Source organism: Clostridium sp. DL1XJH146 (assembly GCF_054819755.1).
In genome coordinates, this window is sequence record NZ_JBTVVN010000055.1 from 1 (window position 1) to 19,212 (window position 19,212).

The 19,212-nt window shown below is 27.8% G+C and carries 16 protein-coding genes; all 16 read right to left on the reverse strand.

What is annotated here, in order from left to right; all coding sequences use genetic code 11:
• Positions 1-1,270 precede the first annotated feature (1,270 nt).
• The 16 genes from ACVHXK_RS16930 to ACVHXK_RS17005 all read right to left on the reverse strand — a co-directional run bounded on the left by ACVHXK_RS16930 (position 1,271) and on the right by ACVHXK_RS17005 (position 18,682).
• Positions 1,271-1,834: a zeta toxin family protein gene (locus tag ACVHXK_RS16930; RefSeq protein ID WP_461207588.1), complete on the reverse strand. Its 564-nt coding sequence runs from the start codon at positions 1,832-1,834 to the stop codon at positions 1,271-1,273.
• Positions 1,834-2,007, reverse strand: coding sequence for a hypothetical protein (locus ACVHXK_RS16935; protein WP_461207589.1), 174 nt, complete (start codon positions 2,005-2,007; stop codon positions 1,834-1,836). Before ACVHXK_RS16935 ends, ACVHXK_RS16930 begins: the two co-directional genes overlap by 1 nt.
• Positions 2,008-2,753: 746 nt before the next feature.
• The gene (locus ACVHXK_RS16940; protein ID WP_461207590.1) at positions 2,754-4,226 is read right to left on the reverse strand and encodes an AAA domain-containing protein; all 1,473 of its coding nucleotides are present in this window, start codon (positions 4,224-4,226) and stop codon (positions 2,754-2,756) included.
• A gap of 141 nt (positions 4,227-4,367) precedes the next feature.
• The gene (locus ACVHXK_RS16945; RefSeq protein ID WP_461207591.1) at positions 4,368-4,691 is read right to left on the reverse strand and encodes a hypothetical protein; all 324 of its coding nucleotides are present in this window, start codon (positions 4,689-4,691) and stop codon (positions 4,368-4,370) included.
• Positions 4,692-4,717: 26 nt separating this feature from the next.
• Entirely contained in the window at positions 4,718-5,449 is a 732-nt protein-coding gene (locus tag ACVHXK_RS16950; RefSeq protein ID WP_461207592.1) for a CBS domain-containing protein, read from the reverse strand.
• A gap of 49 nt (positions 5,450-5,498) precedes the next feature.
• Positions 5,499-5,999, reverse strand: a complete 501-nt coding sequence (locus tag ACVHXK_RS16955; RefSeq protein ID WP_461207593.1) for a hypothetical protein — start codon at positions 5,997-5,999, stop codon at positions 5,499-5,501.
• A 95-nt stretch (positions 6,000-6,094) separates the two neighbouring features.
• The gene (locus ACVHXK_RS16960) at positions 6,095-6,802 is read right to left on the reverse strand and encodes a hypothetical protein (RefSeq protein ID WP_461207594.1); all 708 of its coding nucleotides are present in this window, start codon (positions 6,800-6,802) and stop codon (positions 6,095-6,097) included.
• Between the two features lie 325 nt (positions 6,803-7,127).
• The gene (locus ACVHXK_RS16965; RefSeq protein WP_461207595.1) at positions 7,128-7,502 is read right to left on the reverse strand and encodes a hypothetical protein; all 375 of its coding nucleotides are present in this window, start codon (positions 7,500-7,502) and stop codon (positions 7,128-7,130) included.
• A gap of 28 nt (positions 7,503-7,530) precedes the next feature.
• Positions 7,531-7,752 (reverse strand): YdbC family protein, encoded by a 222-nt coding sequence (locus tag ACVHXK_RS16970; RefSeq protein WP_461207596.1) that lies wholly within the window; start codon positions 7,750-7,752, stop codon positions 7,531-7,533.
• Positions 7,753-7,769: 17 nt separating this feature from the next.
• Positions 7,770-10,940, reverse strand: a complete 3,171-nt coding sequence (locus ACVHXK_RS16975) for a restriction endonuclease (protein ID WP_461207597.1) — start codon at positions 10,938-10,940, stop codon at positions 7,770-7,772.
• Between the two features lie 11 nt (positions 10,941-10,951).
• A complete protein-coding gene (locus tag ACVHXK_RS16980; RefSeq protein WP_461207598.1) occupies positions 10,952-12,862 on the reverse strand; it encodes a site-specific DNA-methyltransferase in 1,911 nt (636 codons plus the stop codon).
• The gene (locus ACVHXK_RS16985; RefSeq protein ID WP_461207599.1) at positions 12,855-13,583 is read right to left on the reverse strand and encodes a DUF4391 domain-containing protein; all 729 of its coding nucleotides are present in this window, start codon (positions 13,581-13,583) and stop codon (positions 12,855-12,857) included. Before ACVHXK_RS16985 ends, ACVHXK_RS16980 begins: the two co-directional genes overlap by 8 nt.
• A 7-nt stretch (positions 13,584-13,590) precedes the next feature.
• The gene (locus ACVHXK_RS16990; RefSeq protein ID WP_461207600.1) at positions 13,591-16,767 is read right to left on the reverse strand and encodes a helicase-related protein; all 3,177 of its coding nucleotides are present in this window, start codon (positions 16,765-16,767) and stop codon (positions 13,591-13,593) included.
• A gap of 29 nt (positions 16,768-16,796) precedes the next feature.
• Entirely contained in the window at positions 16,797-17,003 is a 207-nt protein-coding gene (locus ACVHXK_RS16995) for a helix-turn-helix domain-containing protein (RefSeq protein ID WP_461207601.1), read from the reverse strand.
• 234 nt (positions 17,004-17,237) lie between these two features.
• Positions 17,238-18,245, reverse strand: a complete 1,008-nt coding sequence (locus ACVHXK_RS17000) for a type II TA system antitoxin MqsA family protein (protein WP_461207602.1) — start codon at positions 18,243-18,245, stop codon at positions 17,238-17,240.
• A gap of 104 nt (positions 18,246-18,349) precedes the next feature.
• On the reverse strand, positions 18,350-18,682 hold the full coding sequence (locus ACVHXK_RS17005; protein WP_461207603.1) for a hypothetical protein: 333 nt from the start codon (positions 18,680-18,682) through the stop codon (positions 18,350-18,352).
• Positions 18,683-19,212 lie beyond the last annotated feature (530 nt).

The window sequence follows — 19,212 nt, forward strand, 5'->3', positions numbered from 1 at the left end:
TTTTATTGTAATCTAATAGGTAACATCTAGATTTGTTATTTTACATAAATTGGTTCTGTTAGGTTGATGGCTATGCGGCTGTGGGCGGCGGGTGGGGCCAGTTTTAATCATTATTAGTCAAGCGTTGTTGGACAAAGGAGGAAAAGCCAGTTCCTATTTGGGCTTGTCCCCTTTGTCCAATGTTGCTTGACTAATAATTTCCTTCAGTTCTTTACTTTTGCGCTCCGACGGGTACCCATAAGAGCAATTTGAAGGGCTGTGTAGCTCTTAGCTCATAAAAGGCTGGAGGAACGGAAGACTTAAGAGTTTACACATATGAAACTTAATTTGTACTTGTACAAAACTCCATGTTTTTAGGAGTTATGGACTAGTACAAATTAATAGTTGAATTGAAAACTCTATTAGGGGCTTAGAGATACTCAGCAAAACAATGAAGCTCGTTGGGTGTCGGGAATTAGCGCCCAAATAAGTAGTAATAGCAGTAGTACCTATAATAAGAGCTATACCAGTAATAACAATAATAACTTTAACTGCGCATTCTATTTTTTCTTTCAATTATTTTAGTATAATTATAATCATATGCTCTTCCTTTTCATAAACAAAAGGTCCAGCAATAATACATATACTAAAATCTCTATCCCCCATAAGGAAAGTAGTACTCTACTAGGCTAATGTTTTTTCGATGGACAAGCTTGGCATACTTTCTACTAGTGATTGTATGTTTTGCTTGTCCATCGCCCTCTCTACCTCGAAGTAAACCCTAACTAAAAACTCTTATCTCACTAGAGGGAGGACAAGAATTGCATGCTCTACTAAGATTGGAGCTTGTAATTCTTGTCCTCCCGATGGTTTTAATCAAAGATTTTTATATAAACTTATTCGTAGAATTAGATTATAAAAAAATCATCCTTTCCCTTCACTAAGTGTAAATAGCGCTAGCTTTTTACAAGCTTTCTAGACAAATACTAACTATAATGACCACTCAATGTTAGCTGCGATATTTCTTTTGTTAGCGGCACAAAACTATATAAAATTGAATACTTAGTATACTGCAATTTATAAGTAGAAAGAAAAATCAAGATAAATGATTCACTATATAAACTGTCACTAAACTTAGACAAAATGGGAAGGACAAGCTTTATAGTCTTATCACTCCAAGTCTATAAAGCTTGTCCTTCTGTTACTTAATTTAAAGATTTTTATGCAAACTGATTCTGACCCTAGAGGAATGCCTATGAGCGAATGAGATTATAAAAAACTCTATCATTCTTTATTTTAAAATTCCATTGCTCCATTCTGGAATTATTTCTCTTTTCCATTTAATTGTTCCTTTATGAATATAACCTATATGTTTAAATTTTTCTGTATTATCATAAATACTTATTTCATCACATAGATTTATTATTTTATTTAAATTATCTAGTGATTTATAATATCTCCTTCTTATAACATCTTCCGGTATACCATGACCACCTTTTAATACCCTATCATTAACTCTTTCTATTGCAATATCAGAACTCTCTACTCCAATATAGTTTACAGCTATATAAAATCCATTTTGTTTAGCTTTTCTTATATTCTTAACAATACTTGAACCTGATAGTGTAGTTTCTTGATTAAAGGATATATTATTAGCTAGATAATAGTTTATGAGTTTTACGGCTTCTCTACCACATTTAAGTTGAATATTATTATCTTTCCACGAACCTAACTTCACAACCATTTCATCTGTATTTATTCTTTTTTCGTATTTATTTCTTTCATAATAAATAGACTTATAAATAGAAGTTTTGCCTGCCCCATTGACCCCTGCAAATAGCGTATAAGTAGCCATTACTTTTCGCCTATTACTTTCTTTTGTTCCTTCTGTAGTACTATATCAGATAACGCAATATAAAAATCTTTTTCTTCCTTAGTTTTTGCTTTTTTAAACAACTCTTTTAAATCATAATACGAATACTTCAAAAACTGATTATATAAATTATCTTGCTTATTTATTTTTTCCATAATGTGTCCTCCTGTAAATACTCCTTTTCTTATATTATAGCCCAATGAAATATTAATATAAATATCTTTTTACCTAAATTGAAAAGACTTTAGAAAATCTACTTCTTATAATTAATTTTTATAAAAATAATCTTTTTACTATTCCAAGTGTAAATACCGTAAGTTTTTTACACGCTTTCTAGTCAAATACTAATTATAATGATTGCTTAATATTAGCTGCATTAATTTCATTTTTTTAGCGGCACTAAACTATGTATAATTGATTACTTAGTATACTGCACTCCTTTAATATAAGAAAATCAAGAGAAGTGATTCACTATATAAAATGGCACTAAACTTAGACAAAAGAGGAAGGACAAGCTGATTCTGACCATAGAGAAATACCTGTGAACGAATGAGGTTGTAAAAAATCTACCTTTTCTTTTTGTGATAGTGTTCTAAGATCCTTAAGTTGAACTTGTTATATAGTAAACCACCATATTAGTAAAAAAGACTATCCATTAATTTGATTTTTCCTAATAGTCTATCAACAAAACTTAAAAATTGTTGATAGCTAAATTTAATTTACTTCAATAAAAAAACTATATATTTCTTCTCTCCTATAGGCTCTAATACTGTTTCTTGTACTATCTTATCTAAATTATATATCTACCTATTCCTTATAATAATTGACCCCATGGTTTTTGATGAGACCCTTTGGGTGAGCTTGCTAAATACAATCCTAAACTATAAAATTTATGCATTATTTAATCAATGTTCACAGAAAATTGTTTATGCCCGAGGGTCTTGCTGAGGACATGCAATGTCCGCAGTTGCTCTTCAAGTTGTAATGATGTATGAGAAGATATATACTCTGTTATTCCATCCACTGAGCGTTCCATATCTTTGTTCTTATCGTCTAATACAGCAACGCATAAATTTTGTAATTCTGGAACAACTTTTTCTTTGACAACAGTTAAAGCTTTTTTTGTGTGGCTTGTAACTAAGATGTTTTTACCTTGTGCTAAAAAATGTCCCATTAAATTTGCAATTGTGTGCGTTTTTCCCGTTCCAGGTGGTCCTTGCACTAAAACAGCATTATAGTTTTCAATTCTTTTAGCTATTTCAAGTTGTTCTTTATTTGCTTCTTTAGAAAGTAGAATATCCTTATCTTCACCGCTAATTGCTGCTAAGCTTTGGCTTAAGTCAAGTTGTTCCACTGTATCAGCAAGCTGTGAAACATTTTCACCAATTAGATTTAATAAAGGTCCGGATAATTCACCTGTTTCAGAAATTTGATTAATAATTTCTTCAAGTGCTTTTATTACGCCCCCGGTTCTCTTTCTTATGAAGAAAATAGGATTATTGTAAATAATAACCTTATCAAACATTTTTACTGTTGCATTAAAATCATTTTCATATTTACTCTCTGAATAAAGATAATGAGCGAAGCTTTTTAAGTAATCTGGAGTATCATTTCTATCTAAAGGATGATATAAATTTTCTGCTAATTCTTCCTTTAATTTTTTCACAGAACTATGATTTATATAATCAATCTCTTGTAGTAACATAGTGTAAATTTCAGGATTAGTATCGGTATCAAAAATTGTTAGAATATTGTTCTTAGAATCAAAACTTAATGCAACCCTTTTTAACAATAGAGGATGATAAGTATGAACTGACGTGCTAATTTCACAATCCAAAACACCTTGACCTACCATAAACTCTATGGTTTCAGAATCACGTTCTAAATCAATATACAAATGATATAGTTCGTTGAATAAATTTCTAGTTTTTTCTATTTTGCTTTGGCGAATAACCCATGAATCACGTTTCTTACTCCATTCTTTATATGCTCTAACACGATTTTCATCTTCTGTAAACAGTACAACAATTTTTTTACCTTTATCATACTTCACAAGTTTTTGTATTGGAGCAGCAGAACGCGTGAAATTATTCCAATCACTTTCAATCCATTTACTTAACAAAGATGGAATTGGTGGACATTGTTCAAATTCTGGTTTTCTAATTTTCAAAATCATTGCAGATTCTGTATCCTCATCATTAACTTCATCGGTTCTATCCAAATAATTAAAAATAATGTTTTCTTCATCAACTGGAATTTCGTGTTTAAACTTACACCACTGTTGTTTTCTTACGTCAGTAATCACTTGAATTCGCTGAGCATATAGTTCTTTAATATATTTAAACAAGCTAATTGCCTTTTCTGTATTATTCATAATCTTTCACCTCAGTTCTACAAATTTCAAATCTAAATTTTTCATAAGCATATCATAAAAAAAGCAGCTCTTGTTTGCTTCACTCCCAAGTTATGCCAGGACCTCTAAAGATCTTAGTGACAATTTAATTTATTGGTAAATTTAATTTGTACTTACTATTAATCCATAACAATATCTAATATATTGACTTCTGTTTATATCAAACTCAAATCCTCTTTCCTTTAAATAATCCAATATATATCTATCTAATGCATATGGTCCTTTACTCTGTAAATACTGAAGTTTATCTAGTGATATTTCAAACTGGACTTTATCAATACAAAATACTATATTTTCATTATCTTTTCTTTTATAATTAACATTAATATCAAATTCTTTACCAATTGTAGTTAAGACATACTTTATAAAATCATCTAAAGGCCTATTGTGCGCAATTAATCCTCTTATCCAACCTTGTGTATTCATATATATAACACCATCCTTAAAATCAGTTATTCTTTATATCCTGCAACATCCCACGCAGTTATTAAACCTAATAATTTTTCAGTAGGTTTACCTGTTTCTGTAATGAATATAACTGATAATCTTTTTTTATTATTCAATTCTTTCTGAAATAACTCTTCAACTTCAGTAACCAAAATATTTTTAGAAACAAAAATAAACTTTTCACTTTCATGTTTATTAATAGGAATGAACTCTTCAAATTCTTTTATTGTAGCTTCTTTTTCTATCAACACATCTTCTTTATTAACCATATATGAAAAAATAGTATTTTCACTAAATACCCCAACGATTCTTCCATTCATCACAACTGGAACATGAGTATATGTATTAGAATTCATAATCTTCATTACTTCTAATGCAGTATTGTCTAAAGTTATTGTAAATATTTTATTTGCCTTTATTGCTATACAATTTATCGCTAAAGGTGGATTTTTAACTCTAGTACTAATTTGTTCATACCTTTTTAATACATAGTCATGTGGCTCTGCAATAGCCTGAGAAAACTCTTTATCAGGATTATGTACAATAACATTCCTTAGTTTTGCAAATCTGATCAAATCATCCTTATCTCTAGAATAAATCTTCTTTTCTTTTGCTAATTTTATAATTAATTCTGTATGCCCTATATTGTCACCTACTCTAAGTGTTCTTCTCATATATTTATCTAAATCATTATATATTAATAAAAATCTTTCTGAGTTGTGTTTTATATTAATCATAATACCTTCCTTTTTTAGATATTTAAAAATACCTATATTATTGATACTGCTATATTGTTTCTTCATAAGTAATTTGATCGTAGATATCTAAAAACTCAAATTCTATTTCCTTAAGTTCATATCTAATATTATCAATCTCAACATATTCGATAATTTTTTTCAATACTAAACCCTTTTCTTCAACAACATATATTCCAATTTTATTCTTTAATTCACCTGATAATAATTTTAATTCTCTGCCTTCACAGAATTCTTTCAGCAAATTATATTTACTTATTTTAATATCTACTATCCAGTTCAATTCATATATATTATCTTTAATATGCTTCATACAACCATTCGTTGAAAATCCTTTACACTTTTCTTTAATATCATTTTTCATTATGCAAATTATTAATTCTGACAAATATCTATCAATTTCTTCTATGTTTGTAACTTTATATGCATATCTTTCAACCTCTATATTTACAGTGCATAAATCAGTATCATATATAAAGTCCGATACTATTTTGTATTTGTATCCATTAATTACTTCTCTAAATTCACTCATTTTTTAATCAGCTCACCTTTAAATAATTTTATTTTTTTATTGAAATTCCTTAGGTATATTCTAATGAATTAATTATAGATATGAATATTCATCAGTTAATCATTCAATCCAGAATAATCAGCTCTAAAATAAACTCTATATTCACTCACCTTAAATCCATATTCCTTCAAAAATTTAATAATAAGATTTCTAATAGAGTTACCACTAAGGTTTGTTTCAATATATATATTCCCGTTTATTCTCTTTCCTTTTCTAATTTCTTCTCTATTAGTGGAAAAATACTTATTCTTTTTACCGTTCATTTCATCATTATGCTCAAAACTTATAAACTTCTTCTCATCTATTGTCATAAGAAATTCACAAGTTCTCAAAAGCATTGATTTCCATGTTTTAACTTGAATTATTTTGTAATCATTTATTCTGAAAGCTGCTGGTCTTATATGGGTAAAATTCTCATATAATGTATGCTCCACCTTACTATCTACAACATAATCATCATAATTAGGTATGTTCTTTCGCTCAACTTCCTCTTCTAATTCATCACTTATATCAATGTCTTCAATTTCAAGCATACCAATTATTTGATCTATCTCCTTCTCATACCTATCTACCTCTTTTGCCATGGATGTATACAACTCTACATTCTCAAAATTCCTATTATTCACGGACCTATTTATCCTTGATCCTATTGTTTCTATTGAATCATTAATTGTTTCTTTTAAAAGTCCGAGACTCTCAGAAATATCTATTGCCTTTTCTGGAAATTCTTCTTTAAGCTTTTCTATTAGTTTATCCATCTCCATATTGATTCCTCCAATTACTTTCGATACGCAAATAAATATATTATGAAATTTAACATTAAATGCACAATAATACTGCCTGTCTATATTTTAATACATTTCCAATATTTTGTTAAGCATTTTAAGAAGTTTTGTAATAATTTATCAAATTAGTTAATTGCACGCTAAAAAAGAACCATCATATATTAATGGTTCTTCCCAAACTTTTGCTACATTTTTTTTACATTTTCATTCCTTGATGTAGATTAATTGTAATGAATTTCAATGATAACCTTCATAGAATACTAGAATAATCTATTTACATCTAACTATATGTAAATACTTCTTTTTATTTATCTATGCCAAAAGTATTATACTTATTACTTATTTTTTCCCATGCTTCTTCTCTAAATAAATCAGTTGTATTTATTATTGAATAAGCTCCAAAGTCATTAATAAATTTTAAAACATTAACTTCAATTTTATCCTTTGGATTAAAATATAGATCATCGTCATCTTCTCCATCTGCAATAAAGTCTAAATTTTCTCTTCTTACTGTTTGTTTTTCAAACCCACCTTCAACTACTTGAACTTCTATTGTTTCTAGCATAACTTCATCTTCTGTTTGAACCATAACAATTGAAGTGATTTCTTCCTTCAAATAATCTCCATACTTTGCTTTCAATGCATCATAAAAATTTATTGTGTTATAAACTATATCCATATCTATCACTCATTCCTATTTAAATAATCTACAATTCCATCCCATTAAGCAAATCCCTCAAAGTCTTCAACTCTTCCTTAGAAAGAGTAATCCCCTTCCCCATCTTCTCATGCTCTGGTGCCCAATCTCTTAAATCATACTTAGCCGCTCTTCCGTTCCAGCTAATTAAATTCAGTTCCCTTGACCAACCCTTTGGTGATTCTGAAATTGCTCCTATAGTTTCTTCTATTTCATATTTTATATCTGCCATTACTTAACACTCCCTTATTAAAATCTATTTTGTATATTAAACTTCTCTTTAAAATCATTATAAGAATTAGCCCAATTAAATTTAACTGATTCATTAGTATTTTCTTCTATTGTTTTAAAATGTGCTTTCCCACAATGAATTTTAAACTGCTCAACATCAGATAAGTCATTCCATCCCTTATCAAACTTTGTTTCCACTATGAAATATAGTTCTGCTTTTCCTTCATTTCTATAAACAACAGCCCAATCAGGTGAATAATTACCATATGGAGTATTTATAACAAAGCCACCTTTTTTTATCTTTGTGAACAATAAAACATTAGGATCATTATCAAGTGATTCTGCAAATTTTAATTCTCCTTCACTATCAAACTTATAGTATTCATTTATAGCTTTTCTGCTAATTTCGCTAGATTTATATATGAATTTATCAGGATCATTAATCTCTGTTGCATTAATTTCGTCTACTGCAAAAATAGTTTTGCTATCAAATCTATAACCACACAAAACATCGTATGTAATAGATGGCTGTGCTTGATGCTTAATAAATATTTCTTTTATTAAATTCATTACATCATCTAAATAATCTTGACTATCAAGTAATCTTCTATTTATAACTCCATTAATAATATTTTTAATAGTTAATCTAGGCAGGTCTGTTGCCCCCATCAAGTAATTGATTATTTCAAAATCGCTCCTTGGATTAACATTAATAATAGGATTATTAATAAAAATAGACTTATCCGCTTTTTCATATCTAGCTTTATTGTTTTCATCGATGTAATGCATTCCTACACTTTGCTCAACGGCTTCATTTATATTTTTATTGTTTAGCATTTCATTAATAGAATTTATACATTCTTTAACAAACACATCTTTATCAATATTAACCTTATATATAGTTTTCTGTGAAAGCCTACTATTAACATCTAAAATTAATTTTTTAAAATCTTTTTCACTAACATATGATTGCATCTTATTTTCAACTGGTTCTAAATCTCCATTTTCAATAGAAATTTTCTTTGAACCTTTATCTACCATATATTTCGCAAATTCTTCCTTAATTTTTGTTGCATGTTCTTTTAATATTTCATCAATAAACTCAATATCCTTAAATTTATTTTCAGTATCTTTTTTTAGTATTCCATTAGCTGAAACAATACCATTAGATTTAAGTTCATCCATAAATGAAGTTGCTAATTTAGATGATATTTTATCTATCGGTATTCCAGCTGCATTAAACACTTTCCCGATGATATCATTAGTTACTTCATCTTTATTAAATCCAGACTCATCATTATAGCTTTTCTGTAATTTTTCACTAAAATGCTCATAACTATCATTTGCTACTACTGTAAGTACATTTAGCTTTTCATCATGACATCTATTACCATGAATATCAACGGGAAGTCTTAGTCCTCTTCCTATTTCTTGTTTTTTAGCTATAGAATTACTACTATTTTTTAATGTACACAGAGTAAAGACGTTGGGGTTGTCCCAGCCTTCCCTAAGTGCTGAATGTGAAAAAATAAAAGCTAATGGAGTTTCAAAAGAAATCAATTCATCTTTTTTTTCTAATATTAATTCTATACCTCTTTCAATATATTCTTTTTGCTTTGCCTTTAAAGAAATGGTTGAATCATCACTTTCTTCATTCCAACCATCAATTTCCATAATCTTAGTACTTGATTTCTTTTTGTCTATAGCGAAATATCCTTGTCTAATCTTATTAACATTAGAGTATTCCTTAAAGTATTCAGGGAACTCTTTAAATACTTTATTATAATTAGGATTACAAATAACTTCACTATAAACAGAATCAAATAGTCTTAGATATTCACCATCTTTCCCATCTTCGCCTCTTACTTTACTAACTCTATCGATAAAGAATAAAGATAATGCTTTAATCTCTTTACCTTGTTTAAGTAAATTGTATTGATGTTCTAAATGAGATTGGATTGCTATTTTCATTTGAATTCTTACTGCATCTTTTTCCGAAAAAGGACTTATACAAGAACCTTCTTTAATTTCAATTATTCCATCAGGTCTCTCTATTTTAAGACTCTTACCTTTAAATGGATTTTCAGCAATTCGATAATTTCTATACTGAGGTAATTCACCTGATAACTCAAATATATTACCATTATTATCTTTTCGCACTCTAAAAACTTTTCTAGCAGCTTCTTTCCCTTGCTCAGCTGAAAATATCTCGATTTTAGCATACAAATCCTTAGTAAATTCTAAATATCTAATATAAGGAAAATCAGTAGGAATTAATTTGTTTACCGTTTTTACTTTTATTCTTTTAACTAAATTATTTTTGTATGCAGCATACGAATCTAATTTATATGTTGGATTAATTATTTCATTATGAGTTGCCGAATATCTCACTATGAATGTTGGTTTAACGCTATCAATAGCAGCTAAAGAGGCTGTTCGAGACTTCTTCTTCATGTTTTTAGCTCCATCAAATTTTTGTGGCTCGTCAATAATAACAACTGGGTGAAGTTGTCTTATTTCATCCCATACACTCAAGTTATCAACATTACTTTCATGATCAGTATTTCTAAGAACGTTAGTATCTCTATTAAAGGCTTGAGTATTCATAACTAAAATGCTTAAATCTTCAGTATCAACGAACTGATGCCTTACAGTACCCGCCATACCTTTTATTTTTGAATTATAGACAAAAACATACTTTGTTATATCTATACCTTTATATTCTCCAATGCTTGAAAAATGTTCTTTTAGCATTTGAATACTTTTCTCTACTCCCATTCTAATTGGCACACTTGGAACTACTATTATAAATTTCTTAAATTTTTTATCATAAGTAAAATATAAATCAAGAATAGTTCTTAAATATACATAGGTTTTACCTGTTCCTGTTTCCATTTCTATAGTAAAGTTCAATGTATTATTATCAATCTGAACTTCGTCATTTAAAATCAATCCATTTTCTGATTGAATTTTTCTTAAATTCTCTTTTAGTTTATTTCCCCTGGTTACCTGAGCATTTCTTCTGTTACTCTGTAAACCTCTATCATGTCTAGTTAAATCACGTACTGAATTTGAATAAATTGGATTATTAATACTTTTCTGAACATCACCAAAAAGTTTTATTATAGAGGATACTGCTTTTTTTTGATAATCTAGTTTTTCAAATTGAAACTTAACTATCTTTCCCATACTAATACCTCCTATATCCACAGAATCTTTTGATTTTTATTTTTAGGATTTTTTTCAGTTATTAAAGTTCTAAGCAAATTCATAGTATTAGTTTTCAAATTAATATCATCATTAAATGCACTATCTCTAAATACAATCCAAGATAAAGTAGTATCTATCTCACTTATCTTTTTAACCATCTCTTCTGTTATATTTTCCTCTAAACAAACAAGAATTGTATATCCCACTAGATAAGTTCTATTTCCAATATAATCTAACTTGTCTATTCTTTCTGTAAGCTCTATATCCTGTCTCTTAAGCATCATTTCATATACTACATCAATATCAGCGAAGTGTGGATTAAAATCTAATTTGTCTTTTGATGATAAATCACCCTTATAGTCTTCTAATCTATAATTTCCACTCAATGTATCACTTATCCATTTTATGTTTGTATCAGCTACTTTGAAGACTTTGAAGCCTATATCAAGATTTTCTATGCCTTCTTTTTCTTTGTTATCTTCTAATATTTTATCTCCTGCTCTGTGAATACGTTTTTTAGCAATTTCACAAATATTTTTAATATGAATATCCCCAGAATATATATCACAAGGCTCTGGTAATTGAACTAAAATATACTTTACATCTTTATTGTACTCTGAATTCAACTCCATAACCGCTTGGGCACTTGTTCCTGATCCTGAGAAAAAGTCTAGCATGACATCACTTTTATCACAACAATGAAATACCAAACGTTTTATCAAATTTATAGGTTTCACTGTTTCAAATCCATGATTTTCTATAATACTACTCAATTCCTTTTTAGCACTCTCTGCTGTTCCAATTTCTTTACTAAAAAAAGCCCAAAAAGGTTCTGTAACAGAACTGCGTTCATCAGTTGGTCGCATTTTAACATAAGGAACTTCATTTTCTATTTTTACATCATTAACAGATATTAGCTTTTCAATTTTGTCTTTGCCTATTTGCCATTGCTTTCCATTCGGAGGCATTATACCCATAATAGGATATATCATAGTCTCACGCCCCCTAATACCTTTAGCATTCATAGGTTCAATCTTTAACCACCTAAATTCACCTCTCTCATCAGAGTATAGATACTCCTTAACTCCCTTTTGAATTAAATTAAATCTTCGCATACTACTTTTAGTATAAAGCAATATATGCTCTATCTTAGGTTGCAGTTTATTAAATGATGTACTGGTATTTTGAGACTTGGTTTTAGACTCCCATGCAATGTTTCCAACAAAGTTATCTTCACCAAAAATTTCATCACACATTTTTGTAAGACTTGCCACTTCATTATCATCAATACTAATAAATATTACACCATCATTTTTTAGTAAGTCTTTAGCCACTTTCAACCTCGGATACATCATATTAAGCCATTTAGAATGATATCTCCCACTACCTTTTTTATTTACTGTCATTCTTTCATTATATTCATTTACATCCCCAATAGCTTTTTCATATTCGTCTTTATCTATTTTAAAACTATCATTATAAATAAAATCATTATCTGTATTATACGGTGGATCAATATAAATCATCTTTACTTTTCCATAATAACTATTTCTAAGAAGCTTTAACACCTCAAGATTATCTCCTTCAATATAAAGATTTTGTGTAGTATCTGGATTTTTACTATCCCCTGGTACATATTTTAAAGTTTTACCTACTATATCCTCATTAGCTTTTCTTATAGCCTCTTTTTTCCCTACCCAAGTCATGTTGTATTTTTCTTTCTCATCGGTCTCAGCATATTTACCGAACTCATTTAATAGTGCTTCAAAATCAACTATCCCATCTTTCACAGCTGTAGGAAATATTTCTTGAAGTTTATCCTTAAATTCAGATATAAATATTTCTTTGTTACTATCTACTTTATTAAATATTCCTTTTGGTATTTTTTCAAATTCACTCATTGATTAAATCCTCCATCTCACTGTATAATTTCATTATTTGTTTATTAATTTTTATATTTTCTGATGTGCTTTTCACCTTTATTTGTCCATTTTTAAGTTCTTTAACTTCTCTTAATAAAGCATATATTAACATTGTATTAGTATGGTTATACCAAACATTAGAATCTAGTATCAGTCTCCATTTTGACCATAATTTTTTATTAGTAATTATATAAGATTTCACCATCATTTCACTATAAAATGCAAGTTTATTAATTTTATTTTTAAGTTGCTCAAAATTTATATATTTGTATATTAAATCATTAGTTTCATCAAATAGCTGCTCTGTATATATATTTGTTATAAAATTAGTCTCTAATACAATTTCATTTTTATCTAATTTACTCAGTCTCTTATATCCATACCCAAATACAATATTTCCTCTACAATCGCTAAACTTTATAATAACATATCCTTTTATCATTTCTTGCAATATTCCATTTACAAATGCAGCATTTTTAATATTATCTACTTCAATACTTAAAAACATAATGGTGCTTACATTGTATGATTCATTTATTAGTGAAGGAATTTCTTCCCCTTGTATTTGATAAATAAGTTCAGCTTTTACAATACTCTCTTTTATCTTTTTTTTCTTTGAAGGTTTCTCATCTTTAGGTATAAAAATCTTTTTATTAAATCTTTTTTTCATTTTATAATTTTCAGGTAAACCAAGCATCATTTCACCCCTATTTAACTACTAAAAAGCTTATTAATTCAAAATCTTCTGCACTTTCATCAGCAAATACGTTATTAAATCCTCCAAAATCAAAAACAGTTTGCTCTGAATTTTTTTCTTCTTGTCCTTGAATAGAATCAATTGCCTTATTTAAAAGCAATGAGTATTCGCTCATATCAATAACATTATTAGTTTCTTTAAAAAACTTTTTAAAAATTTCCATTTGAGGATTTTCCTTTTTATAACATAACTTTCTAAACTCTTTAAGTACATTTCTGGTAGCATTGCTTTCGTAAATAACTTGCCCATCAAAATCAATATACAATAGATAATATGGATATAATGAACTATCATTGTCCGGCTTTGATGTATCATTTTTATGCTTAAAACAGAATATTACCCCTTGTTTTTCTCCGTCTGTCACAGAATAAATACCTCTAGGTACTTTTTTTATTTCAGGAACTTTTTTTATGTATTCAGATAATTCATATAGATATTCATTCATATTTAAATCAGTAAGTGAAATACTATCATTAGCTTCATCAATATCAATGACTCTATCCTTAAGCTTTTCTAATTGTTTTTTTCTAAAATTAATATCATTCATTTCAGGTGTTAGTAGGTCTTCATCTCCAGTTGAAACAATATTAGTAACTTTCATTTTGTTTTTAACTCTTTGTTCTAAATTTAAGTATTCATTCAACTCAAGAGCAGGAAAGAAATTAACCATTTTAATACACTTATTCTTACTACCAATTCTATCAATACGACCAAACCTTTGTATAAGAGAAACTGGATTCCATTGAATATCATAATTAATTACAGTGTCACAATCTTGTAAGTTTTGTCCTTCTGAAATACAGTCTGTTCCAATTAAAATATCAATTTGCTCTTCATCATTTAATGCTGCCTTTAACTTTGACGCTGGAGAAAATGCTGATAAAAGACTATTAAATTCCAGTGTAACTTTTTTATTATTAGCTTTGGGTTTAGAAGAACCTGTTACAACTCCAACACGAATACCAAACTTTTTCATTTCATGCTCTATTTGCTCATATAAGTAATGGGCAGTATCAGCAAATGCTGTGAAAATAAGCACCTTTTTGTTTCCTATATTGTAAGGTTCCGTAGATACTTTATTTTTCAAGAAATCTAATAATGTATCTAATTTTTTATCTCTATCATTTTTAAGCACCTTTTCAATATCAGTATACAACATTTCTAAAACTTCTCTATCATAGTATAAATCTTGTAAAAACTCTTCTTTATTTAAATGGTCCACCTTGATTTCATATTTATAATCTAAGATTGCATCTGATTCATATTCGCTTTCTTCTTCATTTTCTATATTAATGTTTTCACTTTCTCTTTCAATTAAGTCAATATAACTTTCAATTCGTTCCTTTAGTCTTCTAATAGTTTCACCAAATGAAAAAACAGAACTTTCTAATCTTTTAAATAAATTAAATCTATGTAATACCTTCATTCCAGACTCTCTAACATCAACTGTCATTAATACTCTACCATCTGCCCTTTTACTTTGATATTTTTCAGCATAGTAAAGCTTGTACTCTCCCTTTAAATAACTCATAGGAGCATATACAGCTAGTGTTAATTCCTCTAAAATTTCATTTGTCTCTTCAAAATTTAGTAATAATCCTTTTTTATCTATTTTAGGATTAAACGTATCCGGTTTTAGCTTTTCTGGAAACTTACCTATTTCTTCTGTACCATAATAATTTGTTATATGTTTTCTACTTCTTGCTATAGTCATCATTTCTAGTAATTTATAAAAATCTGCCGGAAGATCATTGAATAGTGCTTCTTTATTTTTAACGAGTTGCTTTTCCCATTCGTTAAGCTGTTTTGTAGTTTTTCTTAATACACTTTCCACACTAGGTATCCCATGTTCTTCAAATGCAAAATCTCTGTCACCTGTTATAATACTTATTTGATTTTTTAAATCTGTCAATGAATTATTAACTGGAGTGGCTGACAGTAATAAAACTTTAGTATTGTTATTACTCTTTCTTACCTCTTCTAATAATCTTTGATAACGAGTAAATCCGTCTTCTTTTTTAGTCCTATTTCTAAAATTATGTGATTCATCTATAACTATTAGGTCAAATTTACTCCAATCAAACCTAGATAAATCCCAACCGCTTTTTGACATTCCTTTGTATCTAGACAAATCTGTATGAAACATAATTTTATAATTAAAAATTTCATCTACTATGCTATCTTTATATGCTCCTCTAAAGGAATTCCAGTTATCATATAATTTTGCTGGAGTTAAAACTAACACATTATCTTGACGAAGTTCAAAATACTTTATAACTGCAAGTGCTTCAAATGTTTTTCCAAGTCCAACACTATCTGCAATAATGCATCCATTATATTTGTTTATCTTTTGGATAGCAGATAATACTGCGTCTTTCTGGAAATTATATAACATATTCCATATTTTTGTTTTTTTAAAACTGGTATTATCTTTTTCAAATCGCTCAACTCCATAATCTAATTGAGCCCCGAAAAGTTCATTTATAGTAAAATAATATAAAAATTCAGGTGAATGCTCTTTATATACATAATTCAAACTATTCATTAATTCATCTTTATAATCAACCGTTATATTATCACCATACCAAATTTGATTAAAAATTTTATTTGCACCTACTATTTGGCTTCTATCCATAGCTTCGTTCATCACAGTATCAAAATTTATCTGATTACGTCTTGAAACTACCTCTTTATTTGATAATTCTAATGAAGAAGAACCTTGTATCATAAAATCATTATTAATCGTTAATAAATTGCTTTTAATTTTATATTTAGGATTAGTTTTTCTTACCTTTACATGTTTATCAATAAATTTATACATTGATTTTGCTTTTGAAAAGTGTTGAAGTTTATTTTTTTCAATTATATCGTATGAATTAAATAGCATATTATTAGGATTCATATCAATTTCAAATTCTCTTGATATCTCATCATTTTCAGGAATATATCTTGTATCTCTTATAACAAAATTAATCTCATTTACATTTTTTAAATTCTTTTCTAATAAAGAAAATACTGATAGAGTTAATTTATCATTGACTATATTAACAGAGCAATCATGTTTAGTTTTTAAAATATTATTAATCTTATCCACCAATTGTTCATTGGAATTTATAAACTCACTCATATTTACCCCCTGAAAGCATTATTGTGTATCTAAATAACCTCATTTTGCTCAATGGTAATTCCTTTTTCTTTGCAAAAGCTATAAAATAATACTTTAGCTATATTACTTGGATTAGATTTGTCATTCTCCCATCTATTTACTGTGGAAAAACTAACATGTAACTCTCTAGCTAATTGTTCTTGAGTCATATTAAGGTCTTTTCTAACTTTTTTTAATAAATCACTAAAATAAACCATAGCTTGTCCCCTTTCATACTTAATTTAAATTATAGCAAATGCTATATCAAATAGTAAAGATTTATTGTTAATTTTTTTCATATGTGTATTAAAAAAGCACCTAACTTTTCAGCTAAGTGCTTAATTATTATTAAAATAAATTTTCATTATGCTTTCTATCGGTACCATTCTCAAATTTCTACTTGTAATTTACATATAAATGGCACGATGCCCAAAAGCATCATGCCTTTATTATTAAAAAGTTGTTTTTAATTCTTCAGCATAGTCATAGGAAATAATTTCATCAATATCGTTGTTAATCCATCCATTTTCTTGATGGGATATTTGAGACATTTCTCCACAACTCATATTTGCAAATTTATTTATTACTTTATCAATAATATTCAATTCCTCATCTGAAAACATAGACATGTCATAATTTTTTTTACTTGATATCTTTGCTGTTATCGATCCATCAGAATTCATAAATTCTTCTTTATAATATTTTGAATCAAATAAATTTATTACGTCTTCATACCCCTTACCTTCAATTACAGGTCCATATTGCTGTTTTACATACCTTAATCCAGTTATTGATCTTACATTTTCCTCAAAGTAATCAAAATCAATATACCATAAATACTTATTTAAGCTTGTTTTATAAAGGTTATCAACTTTATCTGCAATATAACTTATTAAGTTTTCAACTTTTTCCAAATCAAATTTCCTGAAACCATTATTTATATCCTCCAAATGTGCTAGTTTAGAATTTATAAACAACTTTGCATAATTTCTCGCTGAACTCCCAAATGCATTTTTTAATTTATTATAGGTTTTCTCATTTATTCTTCCAAAGTTATATGATTCCTCAACTTTTTCTTTAAACACTTCTTCATTAGAAATAAAAGTTTTCAAAACATCACTGTGACTTAAACTTGGCAATGATCCTCTTTCATATCTATTGATAGTCATTTTCCCCCATCCAAGTATTGATACGAGTTCTCTTTGAGAAATATCATATTTAGTTCTTAAATTCACAATATCTTGTGGTGAAACTATACCGGTTATTTTTCTGTATTCATCATAGAGTCTTTTCAAATTTTCTCTTTCAATTTCAGTAACAAATATATTTTCTCCACAAATTGGACAAAAAGCTATAGTTTCCTCCACATTAACTTTTACCTTTTTGTATTCCTTAATCATATTTTTTTTAGTTAAATATTCTACCTCCTTATTACACTTTGGACAAAATGTTTTTTTCATCCTTACCTCTCCTGTCTAGATATTAGATTTGTTAATCTAATATATTAAAATTAATTTTATTTATATTTATATTTATATATACAATTTGTATATATGTAAAATAGTTAGTTCTCATCCTCATGAAATGAAATACATACTATTTCATGAGGTGGATTATATCTAATTTTTATATATATAATTACTTCATCTATAGCATCTGTTTTAAATTTGTATATGTCACCTTTATATCCATCTCTATCTTCTTCTGGTCCTCCCACATAATCTTTATAACTTAAATCAAAAATAACTTCATTTATATCATCTGGGACCATTAATCCTTTATCTTTTATAAAATCCATATTTTTATCTCTTTCAGCTAAATGTAAATTCCCTTTTGCAATTTCTTTTTTTACTGCTTTTAAAAAGCTATTAATAAAAGAAATCTTTATATCAGACATACCTGAACTATTACTATAAATTACAAACGCCTTCTTTCTAATCTGTCGTAATATATTTATTATACTTCTATTATAGCACTTTTTTTAAAAATTGCCACTAATTGAAGGCACTTATATTTATATTCTTATCTTATTTATAAAATTTTATACTTATTTTTTAAAATAATCATAACAACTATTATTAATTTAAATTTTTATATACATAAATAATTTAATTTCTTATCTTTTATTTATAATTGATATCTACATACTTTCTAAAATAATTCTTTTAATAATAATCACTCAATTTTCTAAATAAATCCATCTAAATTTAAAATCAAGATATCTCATTAATAATATTTTTTTATTAAGAACTCCTAACAAAAAGACCAGCCCCACACCTCAGGACCAGTCTCCATCACAAATCTACCTATATTAACTTAGCAAAACCTCCAAAAGAGGTCTCCTCCACCACTAAAGTACAATATCAGTAACAGTCTTCTCTTCAATGTAAGCAGAATCTTTAGCTGCATAATCACCAGAAGAAGTAT